Annotated in this window: 12 protein-coding genes and 2 riboswitches; of the genes, 4 read left to right on the top strand and 8 right to left on the bottom strand. The window is 65.0% G+C overall.

Annotated features, from left to right (window positions below):
- Positions 1-47: 47 nt before the first annotated feature.
- Positions 48-291, top strand: a riboswitch (cobalamin riboswitch).
- Between the two features lie 214 nt (positions 292-505).
- Positions 506-2,782 (top strand): 5-methyltetrahydropteroyltriglutamate--homocysteine S-methyltransferase, encoded by a 2,277-nt coding sequence (gene metE, locus BLR66_RS16025; RefSeq protein ID WP_093289332.1) that lies wholly within the window; start codon positions 506-508, stop codon positions 2,780-2,782.
- 111 nt (positions 2,783-2,893) lie between these two features.
- Here metE and BLR66_RS16020 read toward each other — a convergent pair whose 3' ends face one another.
- The 6 genes from BLR66_RS16020 to BLR66_RS15995 form a co-directional block, all read right to left on the bottom strand.
- A complete protein-coding gene (locus BLR66_RS16020; RefSeq protein ID WP_093289329.1) occupies positions 2,894-3,292 on the bottom strand; it encodes an acyl-CoA thioesterase in 399 nt (132 codons plus the stop codon).
- Between the two features lie 18 nt (positions 3,293-3,310).
- Positions 3,311-4,330, bottom strand: a complete 1,020-nt coding sequence (locus BLR66_RS16015) for a ribonucleotide-diphosphate reductase subunit beta (RefSeq protein WP_093289327.1) — start codon at positions 4,328-4,330, stop codon at positions 3,311-3,313.
- Positions 4,331-4,482: 152 nt separating this feature from the next.
- The gene (locus tag BLR66_RS16010) at positions 4,483-6,819 is read right to left on the bottom strand and encodes a ribonucleoside-diphosphate reductase subunit alpha (protein WP_093289907.1); all 2,337 of its coding nucleotides are present in this window, start codon (positions 6,817-6,819) and stop codon (positions 4,483-4,485) included.
- A gap of 250 nt (positions 6,820-7,069) precedes the next feature.
- Positions 7,070-7,288, bottom strand: a riboswitch (cobalamin riboswitch).
- A gap of 22 nt (positions 7,289-7,310) precedes the next feature.
- A complete protein-coding gene (locus BLR66_RS16005; RefSeq protein WP_093289325.1) occupies positions 7,311-8,168 on the bottom strand; it encodes a sterol desaturase family protein in 858 nt (285 codons plus the stop codon).
- 12 nt (positions 8,169-8,180) lie between these two features.
- Positions 8,181-8,462: an EF-hand domain-containing protein gene (locus BLR66_RS16000; protein WP_093289323.1), complete on the bottom strand. Its 282-nt coding sequence runs from the start codon at positions 8,460-8,462 to the stop codon at positions 8,181-8,183.
- Between the two features lie 158 nt (positions 8,463-8,620).
- Entirely contained in the window at positions 8,621-9,160 is a 540-nt protein-coding gene (locus BLR66_RS15995; protein WP_093289321.1) for a hypothetical protein, read from the bottom strand.
- A 192-nt stretch (positions 9,161-9,352) separates the two neighbouring features.
- On the opposite strand from BLR66_RS15995, the gene ompR reads away from it, so the two are divergent.
- From ompR to BLR66_RS15980, 3 genes are all read left to right on the top strand, one after another.
- Positions 9,353-10,090, top strand: a complete 738-nt coding sequence (gene ompR / locus BLR66_RS15990) for an osmolarity response regulator transcription factor OmpR (protein WP_093289906.1) — start codon at positions 9,353-9,355, stop codon at positions 10,088-10,090.
- A complete protein-coding gene (locus BLR66_RS15985) occupies positions 10,087-11,358 on the top strand; it encodes an ATP-binding protein (protein ID WP_176943920.1) in 1,272 nt (423 codons plus the stop codon). Before ompR ends, BLR66_RS15985 begins: the two co-directional genes overlap by 4 nt.
- Before the next feature lie 84 nt (positions 11,359-11,442).
- Positions 11,443-12,366, top strand: a complete 924-nt coding sequence (locus BLR66_RS15980; protein ID WP_093289315.1) for an alpha/beta hydrolase — start codon at positions 11,443-11,445, stop codon at positions 12,364-12,366.
- A gap of 135 nt (positions 12,367-12,501) precedes the next feature.
- On the opposite strand, the gene zapE is transcribed toward BLR66_RS15980, so the two are convergent.
- Both zapE and BLR66_RS15970 read right to left on the bottom strand, forming a co-directional pair.
- A complete protein-coding gene (zapE, locus tag BLR66_RS15975) occupies positions 12,502-13,611 on the bottom strand; it encodes a cell division protein ZapE (protein ID WP_093289312.1) in 1,110 nt (369 codons plus the stop codon).
- Positions 13,608-14,270, bottom strand: a complete 663-nt coding sequence (locus BLR66_RS15970) for an alpha/beta hydrolase (RefSeq protein WP_093289309.1) — start codon at positions 14,268-14,270, stop codon at positions 13,608-13,610. Before BLR66_RS15970 ends, zapE begins: the two co-directional genes overlap by 4 nt.
- Positions 14,271-14,303: the final 33 nt, after the last annotated feature.

Raw genomic sequence — 14,303 nt, 5'->3', positions numbered from 1 at the left:
CTTCGATCCGATCCGAGCGTATCGCTTGACGCCCCGCCGTTGGCGGCGTAAGTTGCGCAAGCCAAGGTTTCCATCGCTTTATGCAGATAGAGCGATGGAATTAAAAGGGAAGCTGGTGCGGACTCCGCAAGAGTCCAATTCCGGCGCTGCCCCGCAGCGGTATTTGGAAACGAACCTCGTCATCGCACTGGTCCGGACGGACTGGGAAGCGGCGGGAAGTAGGCCAGCGCACTCGCCGTCCCGTGCGCCCGTCCATAAGCCCGAAGACCTGCCCCGGCCGGAAGGACAAGACCGTCCTTCCGCATGACCTGGAACTTCCGAGGGGAGGTGGCCGGAGCCTGCGTCCGGGATGCCAGTCTGCGGAAGCATCCTCTCGCCTGTTCCTCATGGAAGTCCGGTTCGCCCGCGGGGGCGAAGGTCGCTGACGTGGCGAAGCGGACCGCATTGCGGCCCGATCGCCGCGCGGTTCCTTCGTTCCTCATCCGAAACCGCATGAGGAAAAGTTATGACCACTGTTACCAACCTGGGCTTCCCGCGCATCGGCGCCAAACGCGAGCTCAAGCACGCGCTGGAAGCCTGCTGGCGCGGCGAGACTTCCGCCGACCAGCTGCAGGACACCGCACGCGACCTGCGTCAGCGCCATTGGCGATTGCAGAAGCAAGCCGGTGCCGACACCGTGCCCTGCAACGACTTCTCGCTGTACGACCACGTGCTGGATACGGCGTTCCTGTTCGACGCCATACCCGACCGTTACAAGCCGCTGGCCGACCGCGATCCGCTGGCCGGTTACTTCGCTCTGGCCCGGGGCCTGCAGAAGGACGGCGTGGATCTGCATGCGTTGGAAATGACAAAATGGTTCGACACCAACTATCACTACCTGGTGCCGGAACTGCATCGCGACCAGCGGTTCCGCCTGCGCGGCGACAAGCCGGTGGCCGAATTCCTGGAAGCCAAGGCGCAGGGATTCAACGCGCGGCCCGTGCTGCTGGGGCCGGTCAGCTTCCTGCTGCTGTCCAAGACCGTGGACGGCAGCGACCGCCTGGCTCTGCTGGACCGTTTGTTGCCGGTCTATGCCGAACTTCTCGGCAAACTGAAAGACGCCGGCGCCGAGTGGGTGCAGATAGACGAGCCCTGCCTGGTGCTGGACCAGGACGCCGACGACCATGCCGCTTACCGCATGGCCTATGCCGCGCTTGCAAACGTACCGCGTCCGAAATTGCTGCTGGCCACTTACTTCGGCGCGCTCAACGACAATCTCGCTCTCGCGGCTTCGTTGCCCATCGAAGGTCTGCATGTGGACCTGGTGCGCGGCAAGGAACAACTGGACGCGGTGCTGAAGGCGCTGCCCAAACAACGCGTGCTTTCCCTTGGCCTGATCGACGGCCGCAACATCTGGCGCAGCAACCTGAACGACGCGCTGATCCTGGCCAAATACGCCAGCGGCCATGTCGGTGCGGACCACCTGTGGCTGGCGCCCTCGTGTTCGCTGCTGCACGTGCCGGTAGATCTGGCCAGCGAGAAGTCCTTGCCCGGCGATCTGCATTCATGGTTGTCGTTCGCGCGGCAGAAAATAGAGGAACTGAAGACTATCGCCGACTCGCTGCAGGGTCGTCCGGGCGCGGGGTTGGCGTTGGACGTCGCGCGCGACCGACTGGAATCCAGGCGCCGGTCTTCCCGCGTGCACAAACCGGAAGTGGCCGCGCGCCTGGCCGCACTGACAGAAGCCTCCGCACAGCGCGGGTCCGGTTATCAGGCGCGCCGGTCGCTGCAACAGGCGGCGTTGAACCTGCCGGCCTATCCCACCACTACCATCGGTTCGTTCCCGCAGACGCAGGAAGTGCGCGAAGCGCGCGCGAAGAACAAGTCCGGCACGTTGTCCAATGCCGACTACGATGCGTTTCTGGCCGCGGAAACCGAAAAATGCGTGCGCTTCCAGGAAGACATCGGCATCGACGTGCTGGTGCATGGCGAGTTCGAGCGCAACGACATGGTGGAATACTTCGGCGAGCAGCTGGAAGGCTTCGCCTTCACCAAGCTGGGTTGGGTGCAGAGCTACGGCTCGCGCTGCGTCAAGCCACCGATCATCTACGGCGACGTGACCCGTCCGCAGCCGATGACCGTGCGCTGGTCGCAGTACGCGCAGTCGCTGACCGGCAAGCCGATGAAGGGCATGCTGACCGGGCCGGTGACGGTGCTGCAGTGGTCGTTCGTGCGCGACGACCAGGCGCGTTCGCAAACCTGCCGGCAGATCGCGCTGGCGCTGCGCGATGAGGTGACCGATCTGGAGGTCGCGGGCATCGGCGTGATCCAGATCGACGAGCCGGCGATTCGCGAAGGCCTGCCGCTGCGGCGCGGCGAGTGGAAGGCGTACCTGGACTGGGCCGTGGAATGCTTCCGCATCACCGCATCGGGCGTGGCCGACGTCACCCAGATCCATACCCACATGTGCTATTCCGAGTTCAACGACATCATGGAAGCGGTGGCTGCGATGGACGCGGACGTGATCTCCATAGAGACTTCGCGCTCGCGGATGGAGTTGCTGGATGCGTTCGTGAAGTTCCGCTACCCCAACGAAATCGGGCCGGGCGTATACGACATCCATTCGCCGCGCGTGCCCGATGGGCAGGAGATGCTGGATCTGCTGAAGAAGGCGCGCGCCGTGCTGGCGCCGGAACAGATTTGGGTCAATCCCGATTGCGGATTGAAGACGCGCGGGTGGCCGGAGACGCGAGCGGCGTTGACGGCGATGGTGGCTGCGGCGAAGGAGATGCGGGCAGGGTAGCGCGATATTTCCTATCGTCATTCCCGCGAAGGCGGGAACCCAGTGCCTTGGCTTGTGACTGGTTCAAAGTCGCTGGGTCCCCGCCTTCGCGGGGATGACGACTGAAAGAAATCAGGCGACCGATAGCTCAGCCACAGCAGCGGGCTTGCCCTCGGCATCCAACGCAATCATCACGAAACGCCCGCTGGTGCACAGCTCGCGCTGTGCATCCAGCAGGTCTTCGGCGTACAGCTCCACTTCCACCTGCATGGAACTGCGGCCGACGCTGGCCACGCGTGCGATGACTTCCACCAGTTGTCCCTGCCGGACCGGCACGCGGAAGTCCACCTGCTCCGAACGCGCGGTGACCACGGTGCGGCGCGCATAGCGCGACGCCGCGATGAAAGCGGCCTTGTCCATCCACGCCAGCGCCTGTCCGCCGAACAAGGTGCCCAAATGGTTGGTGTGGTCGGGGAAGACCATCTCCAGCAACCGCGCCTCGGTGAGCGGGGTTTGCGCGTTGGGGTTCATGCGAATTCCAAAGACGGGTCAGAACGCGTGATCGAAACCAACCTCGCCCTGCACGCCTACCTGGTAGGCCGAAACGCGACGCTCGAAGAAGTTGGTCAGTTCCTGCACGTCCTGCAGGTCCATGAACGGGAACGGATTGGTCGAGCCGAAATGCTTGGGCATGCCCAGCTGGGCCATGCGCTGGTCGGCGCAGTATTCCAGGTACTGGCGCATGTCCCTAATCGAGAGGCCGGCGACGCCGCCGCTCAGGGTGTCTTCGGCGAAGGCCACTTCGCAGTCGACCGCCTCGGACATCATCTGCACCACTTGCGCCTTGAGGTCGTCGTCGAACAGGTCCGGTTCTTCCTCGCGGGCGGTGCGGATCACTTCGAAGGCGAAGGCCATGTGCGCGCTCTCGTCGCGGAATACCCAGTTGGTGCCGCTGGCCAGGCCGTGCAGCAGCCCGCGCGAACGCAGGTAGTACACATAAGCGAAGGCGCCGAAGAAGAACAGGCCTTCGATGCAGCCTGCGAAGCAGACCATGTTGAGCAGGAACTGGCGGCGCTGCTCGCGCGTCTCGATGCGCGTGATGCCTTGCAGCGAGTCGATCCACTTGAAGCAGAACTCGGCCTTGCGCCGGATCGAGGGAATGTTCTCCACCGCAGCGAAAGCCTTGGCGCGCTCGTTCGGGTCGGGCAGGTAGGTGTCCAGCAAGGTCAGGTAGAACTGCACGTGCAGCGCTTCCTCGTACAGTTGCCGCGACAGGTACATGCGCGCTTCGGGCGCGTTGATGTGCTGGTACAGGTTCAACACGAGATTGTTGGAAACGATGGAATCGCCGGTAGCGAAGAACGCGATCAGGCGCTCGATCAGGTGCCGCTCGGCGGGGCCGAACTTGTCCTTCAGGTCCTTGGTGTCCAGCGAGAAATCCACCTCTTCCACCGTCCAGGTGTTGCGGATGGCATTGCGGTACATCTCGTAGAACTGCGGATAGCGCATGGGGCGCAGGGTCAGTTCGAAGCCGGGGTCTAGGAGGAGTTGCTGGTGGTGGGTGGACATTTGTCTCTCGCGGTTGCTTTTCCCTTCTCCCGTCGGGAGAAGGCGCCCGAAGGGCGGATGAGGGTACGGCGAAGGCATTGGCGCTCGAACAATCCGGGTTCCGCCGCACCCTCACCCCAACCCCTCTCCCACAGGGAGAGGGGCTTCAAGCTTTACTGACAAGCCTCGCAACTCTCCGGATTCTCCAGCGAGCAACTAACCGCCTCGACCGGTGTGTAGGCAGGCTTCGGCGCTTCGGTGGCCACATTGCCCAGCGTCGTCTTGGCGATCTTGGTGGCCGGTCGCGAACGCAGGTAGTAAGTGGTCTTGATGCCTTTCTTCCACGCATACATGTACATGGACGACATAGCGCCGATGTTCGGGCTTTCCATGAACAGGTTGAGCGAGGCCGACTGGTCGATGAAGGCGCCGCGGTCGGCCGCCATGTCGATCAACGAACGCATCGGCACTTCCCAGGTAGTGCGGTAGATCTCGCGCAACGCGTCGGGAATGCGCGGCACGTTCTGGATCGAGCCTTCGGCCTGCTTGATCTCGTCGCGCACTTCCGGGGTCCACATGCCCAGCTTCTTCAGTTCGCCCACCAGATAGCGGTTGACCTGCAGGAAATCGCCCGACAGCGTTTCGCGCTTGAACAGGTTGCTGGTCTGCGGCTCCACGCATTCGTAGCAACCGGCGATGGAGGCGATGGTCGCGGTGGGGGCGATGGCGATCAGCAGCGAATTGCGCAGGCCGCTTTCCACGATGCGCCCGCGCAGCGTCTCCCAACGGTCCATGTGCTCGGGAGTCACGTTCCAGGCTTCGAACTGGAATTCACCGGCAGCCGCACGGGTATCGGCGAATGAAGGATGGCGCCCGCGTTCTTCGGCCAACTCCACGGACGTCTCCAGCGCATGATAGTAGATCGTCTCGGCGATCTTGGCCGAAAGCTTGCGCGCTTCGGCGCTGTCGAACGGCAGGCGCAGCTTGAAGAACACGTCCTGCAGGCCCATCACCCCCAGCCCGACCGGGCGCCAGCGCAGGTTGCCGCGGCGCGCGGTTTCGATGGGGTAGAAGTTCAGGTCGATCACGCGGTCCAGCTGACGCACGGCCAAGCGCACGGTCTCGGCCAGCTTGTCGAAATCGAAGAGCGAGTCCTCATCCAGGTGATGGCTGAGATTGATCGAGCCCAGGTTGCATACCGCGGTCTCTTCGGCCGAAGTGACTTCCAGGATTTCGGTGCACAGGTTGGACAGATGGATGACGTTGCCGGCCTTGGCGGTCTGGTTGCTGGCGCGGTTGCACTTGTCCTTGAAAGTCATCCAGCCGTTGCCGGTCTGGGCCAGGGTGCGCATCATCCGCCCGTACAGCTCGCGTGCCTTGATCGACTTCACCGCCTTGCCCTGCAGCTCGGCCTGCTCGTAGGCGCGCTCGAAATCGGCGCCGAACAGGTCGGTGAATTCGGGCACCACGCGCGGATCGAACAGCGACCAGTCGGCGTCGGCTTCCACCCGCTTCATGAAAAGATCGGGAATCCAGTTGGCAAGATTCAGGTTGTGCGTGCGCCGCGCTTCGTCGCCGGTGTTGTCGCGCAGCTCCAGGAATTCCTCCACGTCCGCATGCCACGGCTCCAGGTACACGCAGGCCGCGCCCTTGCGCTTGCCGCCCTGGTTAACCGCCGCCACCGACGAATCCAGTGTCTTCAGCCACGGCACGATGCCGTTGGAATGGCCGTTGGTGGACTTGATCAGCGAGCCGCGCGAACGCACGCGGGTGAAGCTGACGCCGATGCCGCCGCTGAACTTGGACAGCTGGGCGATGTCGCCGTACTTCTGGTAGATGGATTCCAGCGAATCGTTCGGCGAGTCCAGCAGGAAGCAGCTGGACAGCTGCTCGTGGGTGGTGCCGGCGTTGAACAGCGTCGGCGAGCTGGGCAGATAGTCCAGGTTGCCCATGCGCCGATACAGCGCCAATGCTTCCGGCACATCCTCGCTCAAAGCGCAGGCGATGCGCAGGAAGAACTGCTGCGGCGTTTCGATGACCTTGCGCGTGTGCGGATGGCGCAGCAGGTAGCGGTCGTACAGGGTGCGCAGGCCGAAGTAGTCGAAACGCAGATCAAGCGAGGCATCCAGCGCATCGTTCAACTTGCGCGCGTTGGTCTGCACGAAGCCGAGCAGGCGGTCGTTGATCAGGCCCACTTCATGCCCGCGCAGGATCGACTGCGAAAAGGCATGGATTTCCTGGCCGGTGACTTCCTTGGCGATGTAGTTGGCCAGCAGGCGCGCGCCCAGGCGGCCGTACTCGGGTTCTTCGGCGGTCAGCAACGCGGCGGTGCGGATGGACAGTTCGTCCAGCTCGCGCGTGGTGGCGCCGTTGTACAGGCCGGAGATGGTGCGCGTGGCCACGCGCATCGGATCGATCGCGTGCAGGCCTTCGCAGTTGCGCTGCACCGCGCGCACGATCTTGTTGAGGTCCACCGGTTCCTGGCCGCCATTGCGCTTGGTCACGCTCATCGCGGTGGCGGTGGGCGGCGGAGTCAGCAAAAAGGAAGTGTCATCGGCCGCTTCTGCGAGCGCCTGTTCGTTCTGTGTCACGGTGTATCTCCCATCATGATGCACGCGGCGGCCTGTCCCTCGCAGGCAGCGCAGGCCTTGTGCCTCTCAGGATGGGAAAGCGGCGTCGCAGGCACCGCGACGAAAAGTCGCCTGCCTTGCTTCGCCAGCCTGTCTCCCCCCGGAGATTCCGTGGCCGGCACCGCGCGGTGTGCTTCGCGCGGCTGTCGGCAGGTCTTCGGACTCGTGGACATGGAAGCTTCGCTTCCTCCTAGGCCGCTGCTTCCCGGTGCAGCGCACCAGTGCGTATCGCGACTTCGTTTCCACCTACCGCTGCGGGGCAGTGCCGGGATGGGCTCGCAAGAGCCGCACCGGCTTCCCTTTTCATCCGAAGGCGAGAGCCATCGGAACCGACAGCCACAACATAGTGTGGTTACAGATATACGTCAATACTATATGTGGAGTTTTTTGGCGGCTGTCGGCTTGTACTCAGGCGGCCCGAATACGGTCAGCCAGGTTTCACGCCAGCCGCGCGCAAGCCGCAGGTCGTGGAACATGCCGACCCAGGCATGGCTGGCGATACGCAGCGGGTTGTAGCTCCGCAGCGGTTCGACCAGGCCATAGCGCGGCGGTTCGTCCACGCGTTGGCCGCGGAAAGTGCCGAACAGCCGGTCGAACAAAATCAGCACACCGCCATAGTTGCAATCGAGATATTCCGGGTTGCTGGCGTGGTGCACGCGATGATGGGCCGGTGTGTTGAACAGGAACTCGATCGGACGCGGCAGCTTGCCGATCAGTTCGGTATGCAGCCAGAACTGATAAAGCAGATTCACCGACAGCGCGCCGACTACGTACGGCACTGGAAAGCCCAGCCACACCAGCGGTCCGAAGAAGACCGCCGCGCCGGTGAGCTTGCCGGTCCAGCCCAGGCGATACGCGGCCGACAGGTTGTACTGGTTGGATGAGTGGTGCACCGAGTGGTTGAGCCAGAACCAGCGGATGCGGTGGTCGGCGCGGTGCATCCAGTAGTAGCAGAACTCCTGGCCCACGAAGAGCGACACCCAGTGCCACCACTGGTCCATGTCCAGGGTGGCCGCGCGCAGGTTCCAAATGCCGTAGAGCAGCACACCTGTCAGGCCGCCCTGGATAGCCAGGTTCAGCGCGCCGCGGCCCAGCACATCGCCCAGCGAGGCCCAATAGCCTTTCCAGTCGTAGTCGCTGCCACGGCGCACCAGCACCCATCCTTCTATCGCGGCGATCAGCACCAGCAGCAGACCGGGGAACAGCAACAAGGACCGGCTGAAATCCATGCGCGTGCAGGCTCAGCGATTGCGGCCGGCGAACTTCGCCGCCACTGCCTTGAACTCGTCGGGCGACAATCTGCCGTCGTTGTCGATGTCGACCTTGTCGAAGTTCTTGGCGATACGCGGCAACTTCGCATCGGCTTCGGCCTTGTCGATGAAGCCGTCCTTGTTGGCGTCGGCGGCCTGCAGGCGTTCGAGTGCGGCCTGCTTCTGTTCGGCGGAAGGTTGCTGGGCCATGGCGTCGATGGAAACCGCCAGCAGCGCGTAGCCAAGACAAAGGTGAAAGAAATTGCTTTTCATGGGATGGATCCTCAATGGACGACCGGAGAAGGAAAGCGCTGCGGAGCGGTCGGGCAAGTGGAGGAGGAGCGCTCCGCAGCGCCGGGGAGAGCCGATTTTTCGGCAGTGCCGGCGGACGCTCCGGCCAATCCGTCCGTGGATATGGCCGGAAAGGGTTCTCAGTTGCCGCCGGGGCAGGCGATCACTTCGCCCGCGGCATTGGTGCAGGTGCCGGTATGGGTGACGGCGCCGTTGGATATCGACGTGGAACCGTCATAGCTGTTGCCGTTCTGGCCGGTTGCGGTGGTGGAGCGGCTGCCGACCACATTGCCGTTGGCGTCGCGGGTCACGCCGCCACTGGTCGATGCGGTGCCGCCGTTCGGTCCGTTGACTGAAGCGCTGCCCTGACGGCCGGCGCTGCCATCCGCATTGCGGTAGAAGCCGCTTTGGCTTGTGGCGGAACCGCCGTTGGCGCCGTTGACCGTCGCGCCGCGGCTACCAGAAGCATTGCCCTGGCCATCGGCCTGCCACTGGCGGCCACGCGCATAGCTGCCATTGACGCCGCTGCCGCTGGCGTTGGTGGCGGCGCTGCGCACACCGTCCACGTTGCTGGCGGTGCGGCTGCGAGTGCGCTCGCGGGCGCCAGCGTCGTCGATGCTGGCGGAAAACACGCCGGCCAGGGCAATGGCGGCCAGTAGCGCATTGATCTTGGTATTCATGGGCTTCTCCTGTGGGACTGGGTGATCGCGGAGCGGTCGCGCCGCGGTGAGGCCAAGTTATCCGGCCCGGATCCCACGGGTGTTGCCGGGTTGCGAGCGAATGTTTCGCAGGCGCCCGGTCGAAACATTTGCTTACAAAGCGGCTGCGATCCCGATTTGCCGCGCCCGGCCGACAACCGCGATAGTGGCGCCATGAACGAAACCACCGCCCGCCTGCTCCTGGTCGATGACGATCCGCGCCTGCGCGAACTGCTGGTGCGCTATCTGGAATCGCAGGACTTCAGCGTGAAAGGCGTGGGCGATGGCGTGCAGATGCGCCAGGCGCTGGATCGCGGCCATTTCGATCTGATCGTGCTGGATCTGATGCTGCCGGGCGAAAGCGGCCTGGACATCTGCCGGCGCCTGCGCGGCCAGGGCGACGCCACGCCCATCGTCATGCTCACCGCCAAGGGCGACGAGATCGATCGCATCGTCGGCTTGGAAATCGGCGCCGATGACTATCTGCCCAAGCCGGTCAACCCGCGCGAACTGCTGGCGCGCATCCGCTCGGTACTGCGCCGCAGCGGCGCAGCGGCCCCTGGCGCGCCGCAGGCCGAGGGCGGGGAAATCCGCTTCGGCCCGTTCCGTCTGGACCTGGGCCGGCGCGAACTGAGCCGCGATGGCGCGCCGTTGAAAATCACTTCCGGCGAATTCGCGGTGCTGGCGGTGCTGTTGCGCCATCCGCGCCAGCCGCTCAGCCGCGATCGTTTGATGAGTCTGGCGCGCGGCCGCGAACATGATGCTTTCGAGCGCAGCATCGACGTGACCATCACCCGCCTGCGCCGCCTGCTGGAAGACGACCCGCGTCACCCGCGCATCCTGCAAACGGTATGGGGCGTGGGTTACGCGTACGTGCCGCCGGGCGAAACACCGGCAGGAGCGCAGACATGATCGTGCGCAACCTGCTCCCCAGAAGCGTGTTCGGCCAATTGGCGCTGGTCATCGCACTGACCCTGGCCGGCGCCGGCGTGTTGGCCGTATTGCTGGGCCGCGAGATGGCAACCCGGCCGGCGGCCGAACAATTGCTGCGGGCGATGGATGGCTTTGCCGACGTGGTGGAAGAACTCGACCGCACCCAGTCGCATGCGCGCGCGCTGCAATTGCTGCGCGAGGCCGGCATGGAGGTGCGCACGGAGCCGCCGCCGGATACCGCGCCGCGGGTCGCGCCGTTCATGCGCGAACTCGAAGAACAGGCCCGCGGCAACCTCGATCCCGGCCGCGAAGTGCGCCTGGGCCGCAACGCCCACGCCAACGCGGTCTGGCTGAAATTGAACACCGCCTCGCCGATGTGGGTGTCGTTCGCCTACGACCGCCGCGGCCAGGGCATGCGGCGTTTTTCCGTGCTGCTGCTGGCCGGTTGCGTGCTGCTGGTATGGCTGGCGGCGGCGTACTTCGCGCGCCGTCTGGCGATGCCGCTGCGGCAGCTGGCCAAGGCCGCACCCGACATCGTGCGCGGCGATCCGCCCGAAGCCATGCTGAGCTCCGGCCCGCGGGAAGTGAGCGAACTGGCCCGCGCCTTGACCGATGCCAGCCGTGAAGTCCGCGCCGCCGCCGAGGAGCGCGCCTTCATGCTGGCCGGCATCTCGCACGATCTGCGCACTCCGTTGACGCGGGTGCAGTTCGCCACCGAACTGTTGCCCGGGACCGATCCGGAGCTGCTTGCCGGTATCCGCCGCGACATCGAGGAGATCGACGCCATCCTCACCCAGTTCATCGCCTACGCCCGCGATGGCCGCGATGAAATCAGCGAATCGCTGGATCTGGCGGAAATCTGCCGCAATGCCGTGACCGCTTCCGCCGCCACCTGGGAAACCGAGTTGCCGGAATCCGCGCCCATGCGCGGCCGGCCTATGGCGCTGTTGCGCGCGGTGGAAAACCTGCTGGTCAACGCGCAGCGCCATGGCGCGTCGCCATTCGCATTGCGATTGCGCCGCGAAGGCGAAGCCTGGCGCGTCGAAGTTTCCGACCACGGACCAGGGCTGACCGCCGAAGCGGCCGAACGCGCGCGCCAGCCGTTCGTGCACGACAGCCAGAACGGCGGCAGCGGCCTGGGCCTGGCCATCGTCGATCGCGTGGCGCATCAGCATGGCGGCCAGCTGCGGCTGACGCCGAATTCGCCGCGTGGACTACGTGCCGCGCTGCTGCTGCGCGGAGCATGAGAATCGTCGTCCCTCACTGGTTCGGGATGGCAAAGGAGAAGTCGCTGTGCGGGAAAGGGAAATGAATGCAATGGGAGCATCGCCATGAACGTGAAAGTCCGCAGCATGCTGTTCTGTCTGTGCCTGCCGTTGGCGGCGATGCGCTTTGGCGCGGAAGCCTCGCCTGCGGTGGACCGGATCGAACGTTTGACGCAACTGCGCGAAGCCAGCAAGCGCGAGCGAGCGGTCGCGTTGCCGGCCGGTGCGGAGGCGGTGCGCAACGTCGTCTACGGCGCCGACCCGGCGCAGCGCTTCGATGTTTATCTTCCCAAGGGAGTCCGACGCGCGCCAGTATTCTTCTTCGTCCATGGCGGTGGTTGGGCCAACGGCGACAAGACCAATCCGGGCATCGAAAACAAGATCGGTTTCTGGCTGGCGAAAGGCTATGCGGTGATTTCCGCCAACTACCGCATGCTGCCCGAGGCGGCCCCGCTGCTGCAGGCCCGCGATGTGGCGCAAGCGGTGGCCACGGCGCAGCGCCGCGCGGGCGAATGGAACCTGGACCCAGCGCGTTTCGTGCTGGCCGGCCACTCGGCCGGCGCGCATCTGGTCGCTTTGCTCGGCGCCGAACCGAAGAGGCTCGCCGATGCCGGCGCGCAACGCCCGCTCGGTGTGGTTTCGCTGGACAGCGGCGCGCTGGACGTGCCGGCGCTGATGGGCATGCCGCGATTGCCGAAGCTGTACCGCAACGCCTTCGGCGCCGACGAAAGCTACTGGGTCTCCACTTCGCCGCAGCAGCAACTGGGCCGCACCGCGTTGCCGATGCTGATCGTCTGTTCCAGCGAACGCCGTTTCCCTTCATCGCCCTGCGATGAGGGCCGCAAGCTGGCGCGAAAAGCCGCGCAGCTGGGCGTGCGCATGGAAGTGCTGCCCGAGCCGATGTCGCATGCGGAGATCAATCGTGAGCTGGGCCTGCCATCGGCGTATACCGAGGCAGTAGCGAAGTTCGTCGATTCGCTGGTGATATGAAGCCCTTCTCCCTTCGGGCGAAGGCGGTCCGTAGGCCGAATGAAGGTACGGCGAAGTCCACGATGGTTCGGACGAGCATGACTTCGCCGTACCCTCGCCCCAACCCCTCTCCCGTTGGAGAGGGGCTTCGAAACATCAAGCGCGATGTTGCCGGGCCAGATATTCGGCGCTCTGCATTTCGATCAGGCGGGAGGCAGTGCGCTCGAACGCGCCTTGCAGGCGCACGCCGGAGTAAAGCGCGGTCGGCAGCATCGCCGCGGTGCACACCAGATTGACATGCCGGTCGTACAACTCGTCGATCAGATTGACGAAACGGCGCGCGGCGTCTTCGTTGCTGCGGTCGAAAACGGGAATGCCGCCCAGCAGCACGGTGTTGAACTCGCGTGCGACTTCGATGTAATCGGTGGTGCCGCGCGGGCCTTCGCACAGCGCGGCGAAATCGAACCAGACGATGCTCTTGCCGCGCCCGCGCACCGGGATCTTGCGCGCCTCGATCTCGATGTTGCCGCGCTTCTCCGCCAGCCCGCTCAGTTCGCGCCAGCGCTCGCCCAGCCAGGCATCGGATTGCGCGTCCAGCGGCGTGCGGTATACCGGCGAGCGGGTCAGCGCGCGCAGGCGGTAGTCTTCCCCGCCGTCGGCATGCAGCACCACGCAGTGTTTCTGCAACAGGGCGATGGCAGGGAGGAAACTCTCGCGCTGCAGGCCGTCCTTGTACAGGTTCTCCGGCGCGGTGTTGGAAGTGGTCACCAGGGTCACGCCTTCGGCGAACATGCGCTCCAGCAAGCGGGACAGCAGCATCGCATCGCCGATGTCGGTGACGAAGAATTCGTCCAGCACCAGCACCCGCAGTTCGTCGCGCCATTGCTCCACGATCTTGGCCAGCGGATCGCTCTGGCCGGCGTGTTCGCGCAAGCGCTCGTGCACGCCGCGCATGAAGCGGTGGAAATGGGTGCGGTATTTCTGCTGGCTGGGCAGTCCGTCGTAAAACAGATCCACCAGGAAGGTCTTGCCGCGGCCCACGCCGCCCCACAGATACAGGCCGCGCACGGGCTCGGCCTTTTTCCAGAACGAAAGCCGCTCGCGCCAGCCGATGTCGGCCGCTTCCACCAGCGCGTCGTGCAGCCGGTCCAGCTCTTTCAAGGCGGCGTGCTGGGCGGGTTCGTCCTGCCAATCGCCGCGCGCGGCGCCTTCGGCATAGGCTTGCGAGGGCGTCGGCGCGCCGCGCGCCGCTTCTACCGAGCTCACGCCGCCGGCAACCAGTGCTTCACGCCGTGCTGCAGGGCCCCGCGCAGATCGATCAGCTTGCGATGGAAGAAATGGCTGGTGTCGGGCATGCGCACCAGGTCCGGCTTGCGCTTGAGCGTATCGATCCAGTCGTAGACCGCCTGTGGATCGACGATCTCGTCGTTATCGCCCTGGATCACCAGCCAGGGACACACCGGCGTCGCTATCTTGCCGAAATCCCAGCGCCCGGCCGGCGGCGCGATGGAGATCAGCGCATCGGGCAGCACGATGTCGTTGGCGCGCAAAGAAACGTACGCGCCGAAGCTGAAGCCGGCCAGCCACAGATCGTCGTCCGGGCGTTGCCCGCGCACCCATTCCACCACCGCCAGCAGATCCTGCAGTTCGCCGTTGCCGTGGTCGAAGCTGCCGGCCGACTGGCCCACGCCACGGAAGTTGAAGCGGACGGTGCTCGCGCCCAGTTCGCGCAGGCTGCGCGCGGCCATGGTCACCACCTTGTTGCTGATGCTGCCGCCTTCGGTGGAAAGCGGATGGCACAGCACGACCGTCAGCGGTAGCGCGGCGATATCGCCCTCGGGCCGGTCGACGGCGACTTCCAGTGCGCCCGCAGGCCCGGCCAGTTGCAGCGAAGTGGATTGATCGGGGAAGGTGGGCGCTGACATGGAGACATAATAACCGCCGCCCGTCTCCCCCGA

Source organism: Pseudoxanthomonas sp. CF125 (assembly GCF_900104085.1).
Classification (GTDB): domain Bacteria; phylum Pseudomonadota; class Gammaproteobacteria; order Xanthomonadales; family Xanthomonadaceae; genus Pseudoxanthomonas_A.
Note: the sequence above shows the minus strand (reverse complement) of the source record. Positions and strands in the feature narration are given on the sequence as shown.

Coding starts and splice junctions, on each gene's coding strand:
- metE (WP_093289332.1), top strand. CDS start 506: ATGACCACTGTTACCAACCTGGGCTTCCCGCGCATCGGCGCCAAACGC.
- BLR66_RS16020 (WP_093289329.1), bottom strand. CDS start 3,292: ATGAACCCCAACGCGCAAACCCCGCTCACCGAGGCGCGGTTGCTGGAG.
- BLR66_RS16015 (WP_093289327.1), bottom strand. CDS start 4,330: ATGTCCACCCACCACCAGCAACTCCTCCTAGACCCCGGCTTCGAACTG.
- BLR66_RS16010 (WP_093289907.1), bottom strand. CDS start 6,819: ATGAGCGTGACCAAGCGCAATGGCGGCCAGGAACCGGTGGACCTCAAC.
- BLR66_RS16005 (WP_093289325.1), bottom strand. CDS start 8,168: ATGGATTTCAGCCGGTCCTTGTTGCTGTTCCCCGGTCTGCTGCTGGTG.
- BLR66_RS16000 (WP_093289323.1), bottom strand. CDS start 8,462: ATGAAAAGCAATTTCTTTCACCTTTGTCTTGGCTACGCGCTGCTGGCG.
- BLR66_RS15995 (WP_093289321.1), bottom strand. CDS start 9,160: ATGAATACCAAGATCAATGCGCTACTGGCCGCCATTGCCCTGGCCGGC.
- ompR (WP_093289906.1), top strand. CDS start 9,353: ATGAACGAAACCACCGCCCGCCTGCTCCTGGTCGATGACGATCCGCGC.
- BLR66_RS15985 (WP_176943920.1), top strand. CDS start 10,087: ATGATCGTGCGCAACCTGCTCCCCAGAAGCGTGTTCGGCCAATTGGCG.
- BLR66_RS15980 (WP_093289315.1), top strand. CDS start 11,443: ATGAACGTGAAAGTCCGCAGCATGCTGTTCTGTCTGTGCCTGCCGTTG.
- BLR66_RS15970 (WP_093289309.1), bottom strand. CDS start 14,270: ATGTCAGCGCCCACCTTCCCCGATCAATCCACTTCGCTGCAACTGGCC.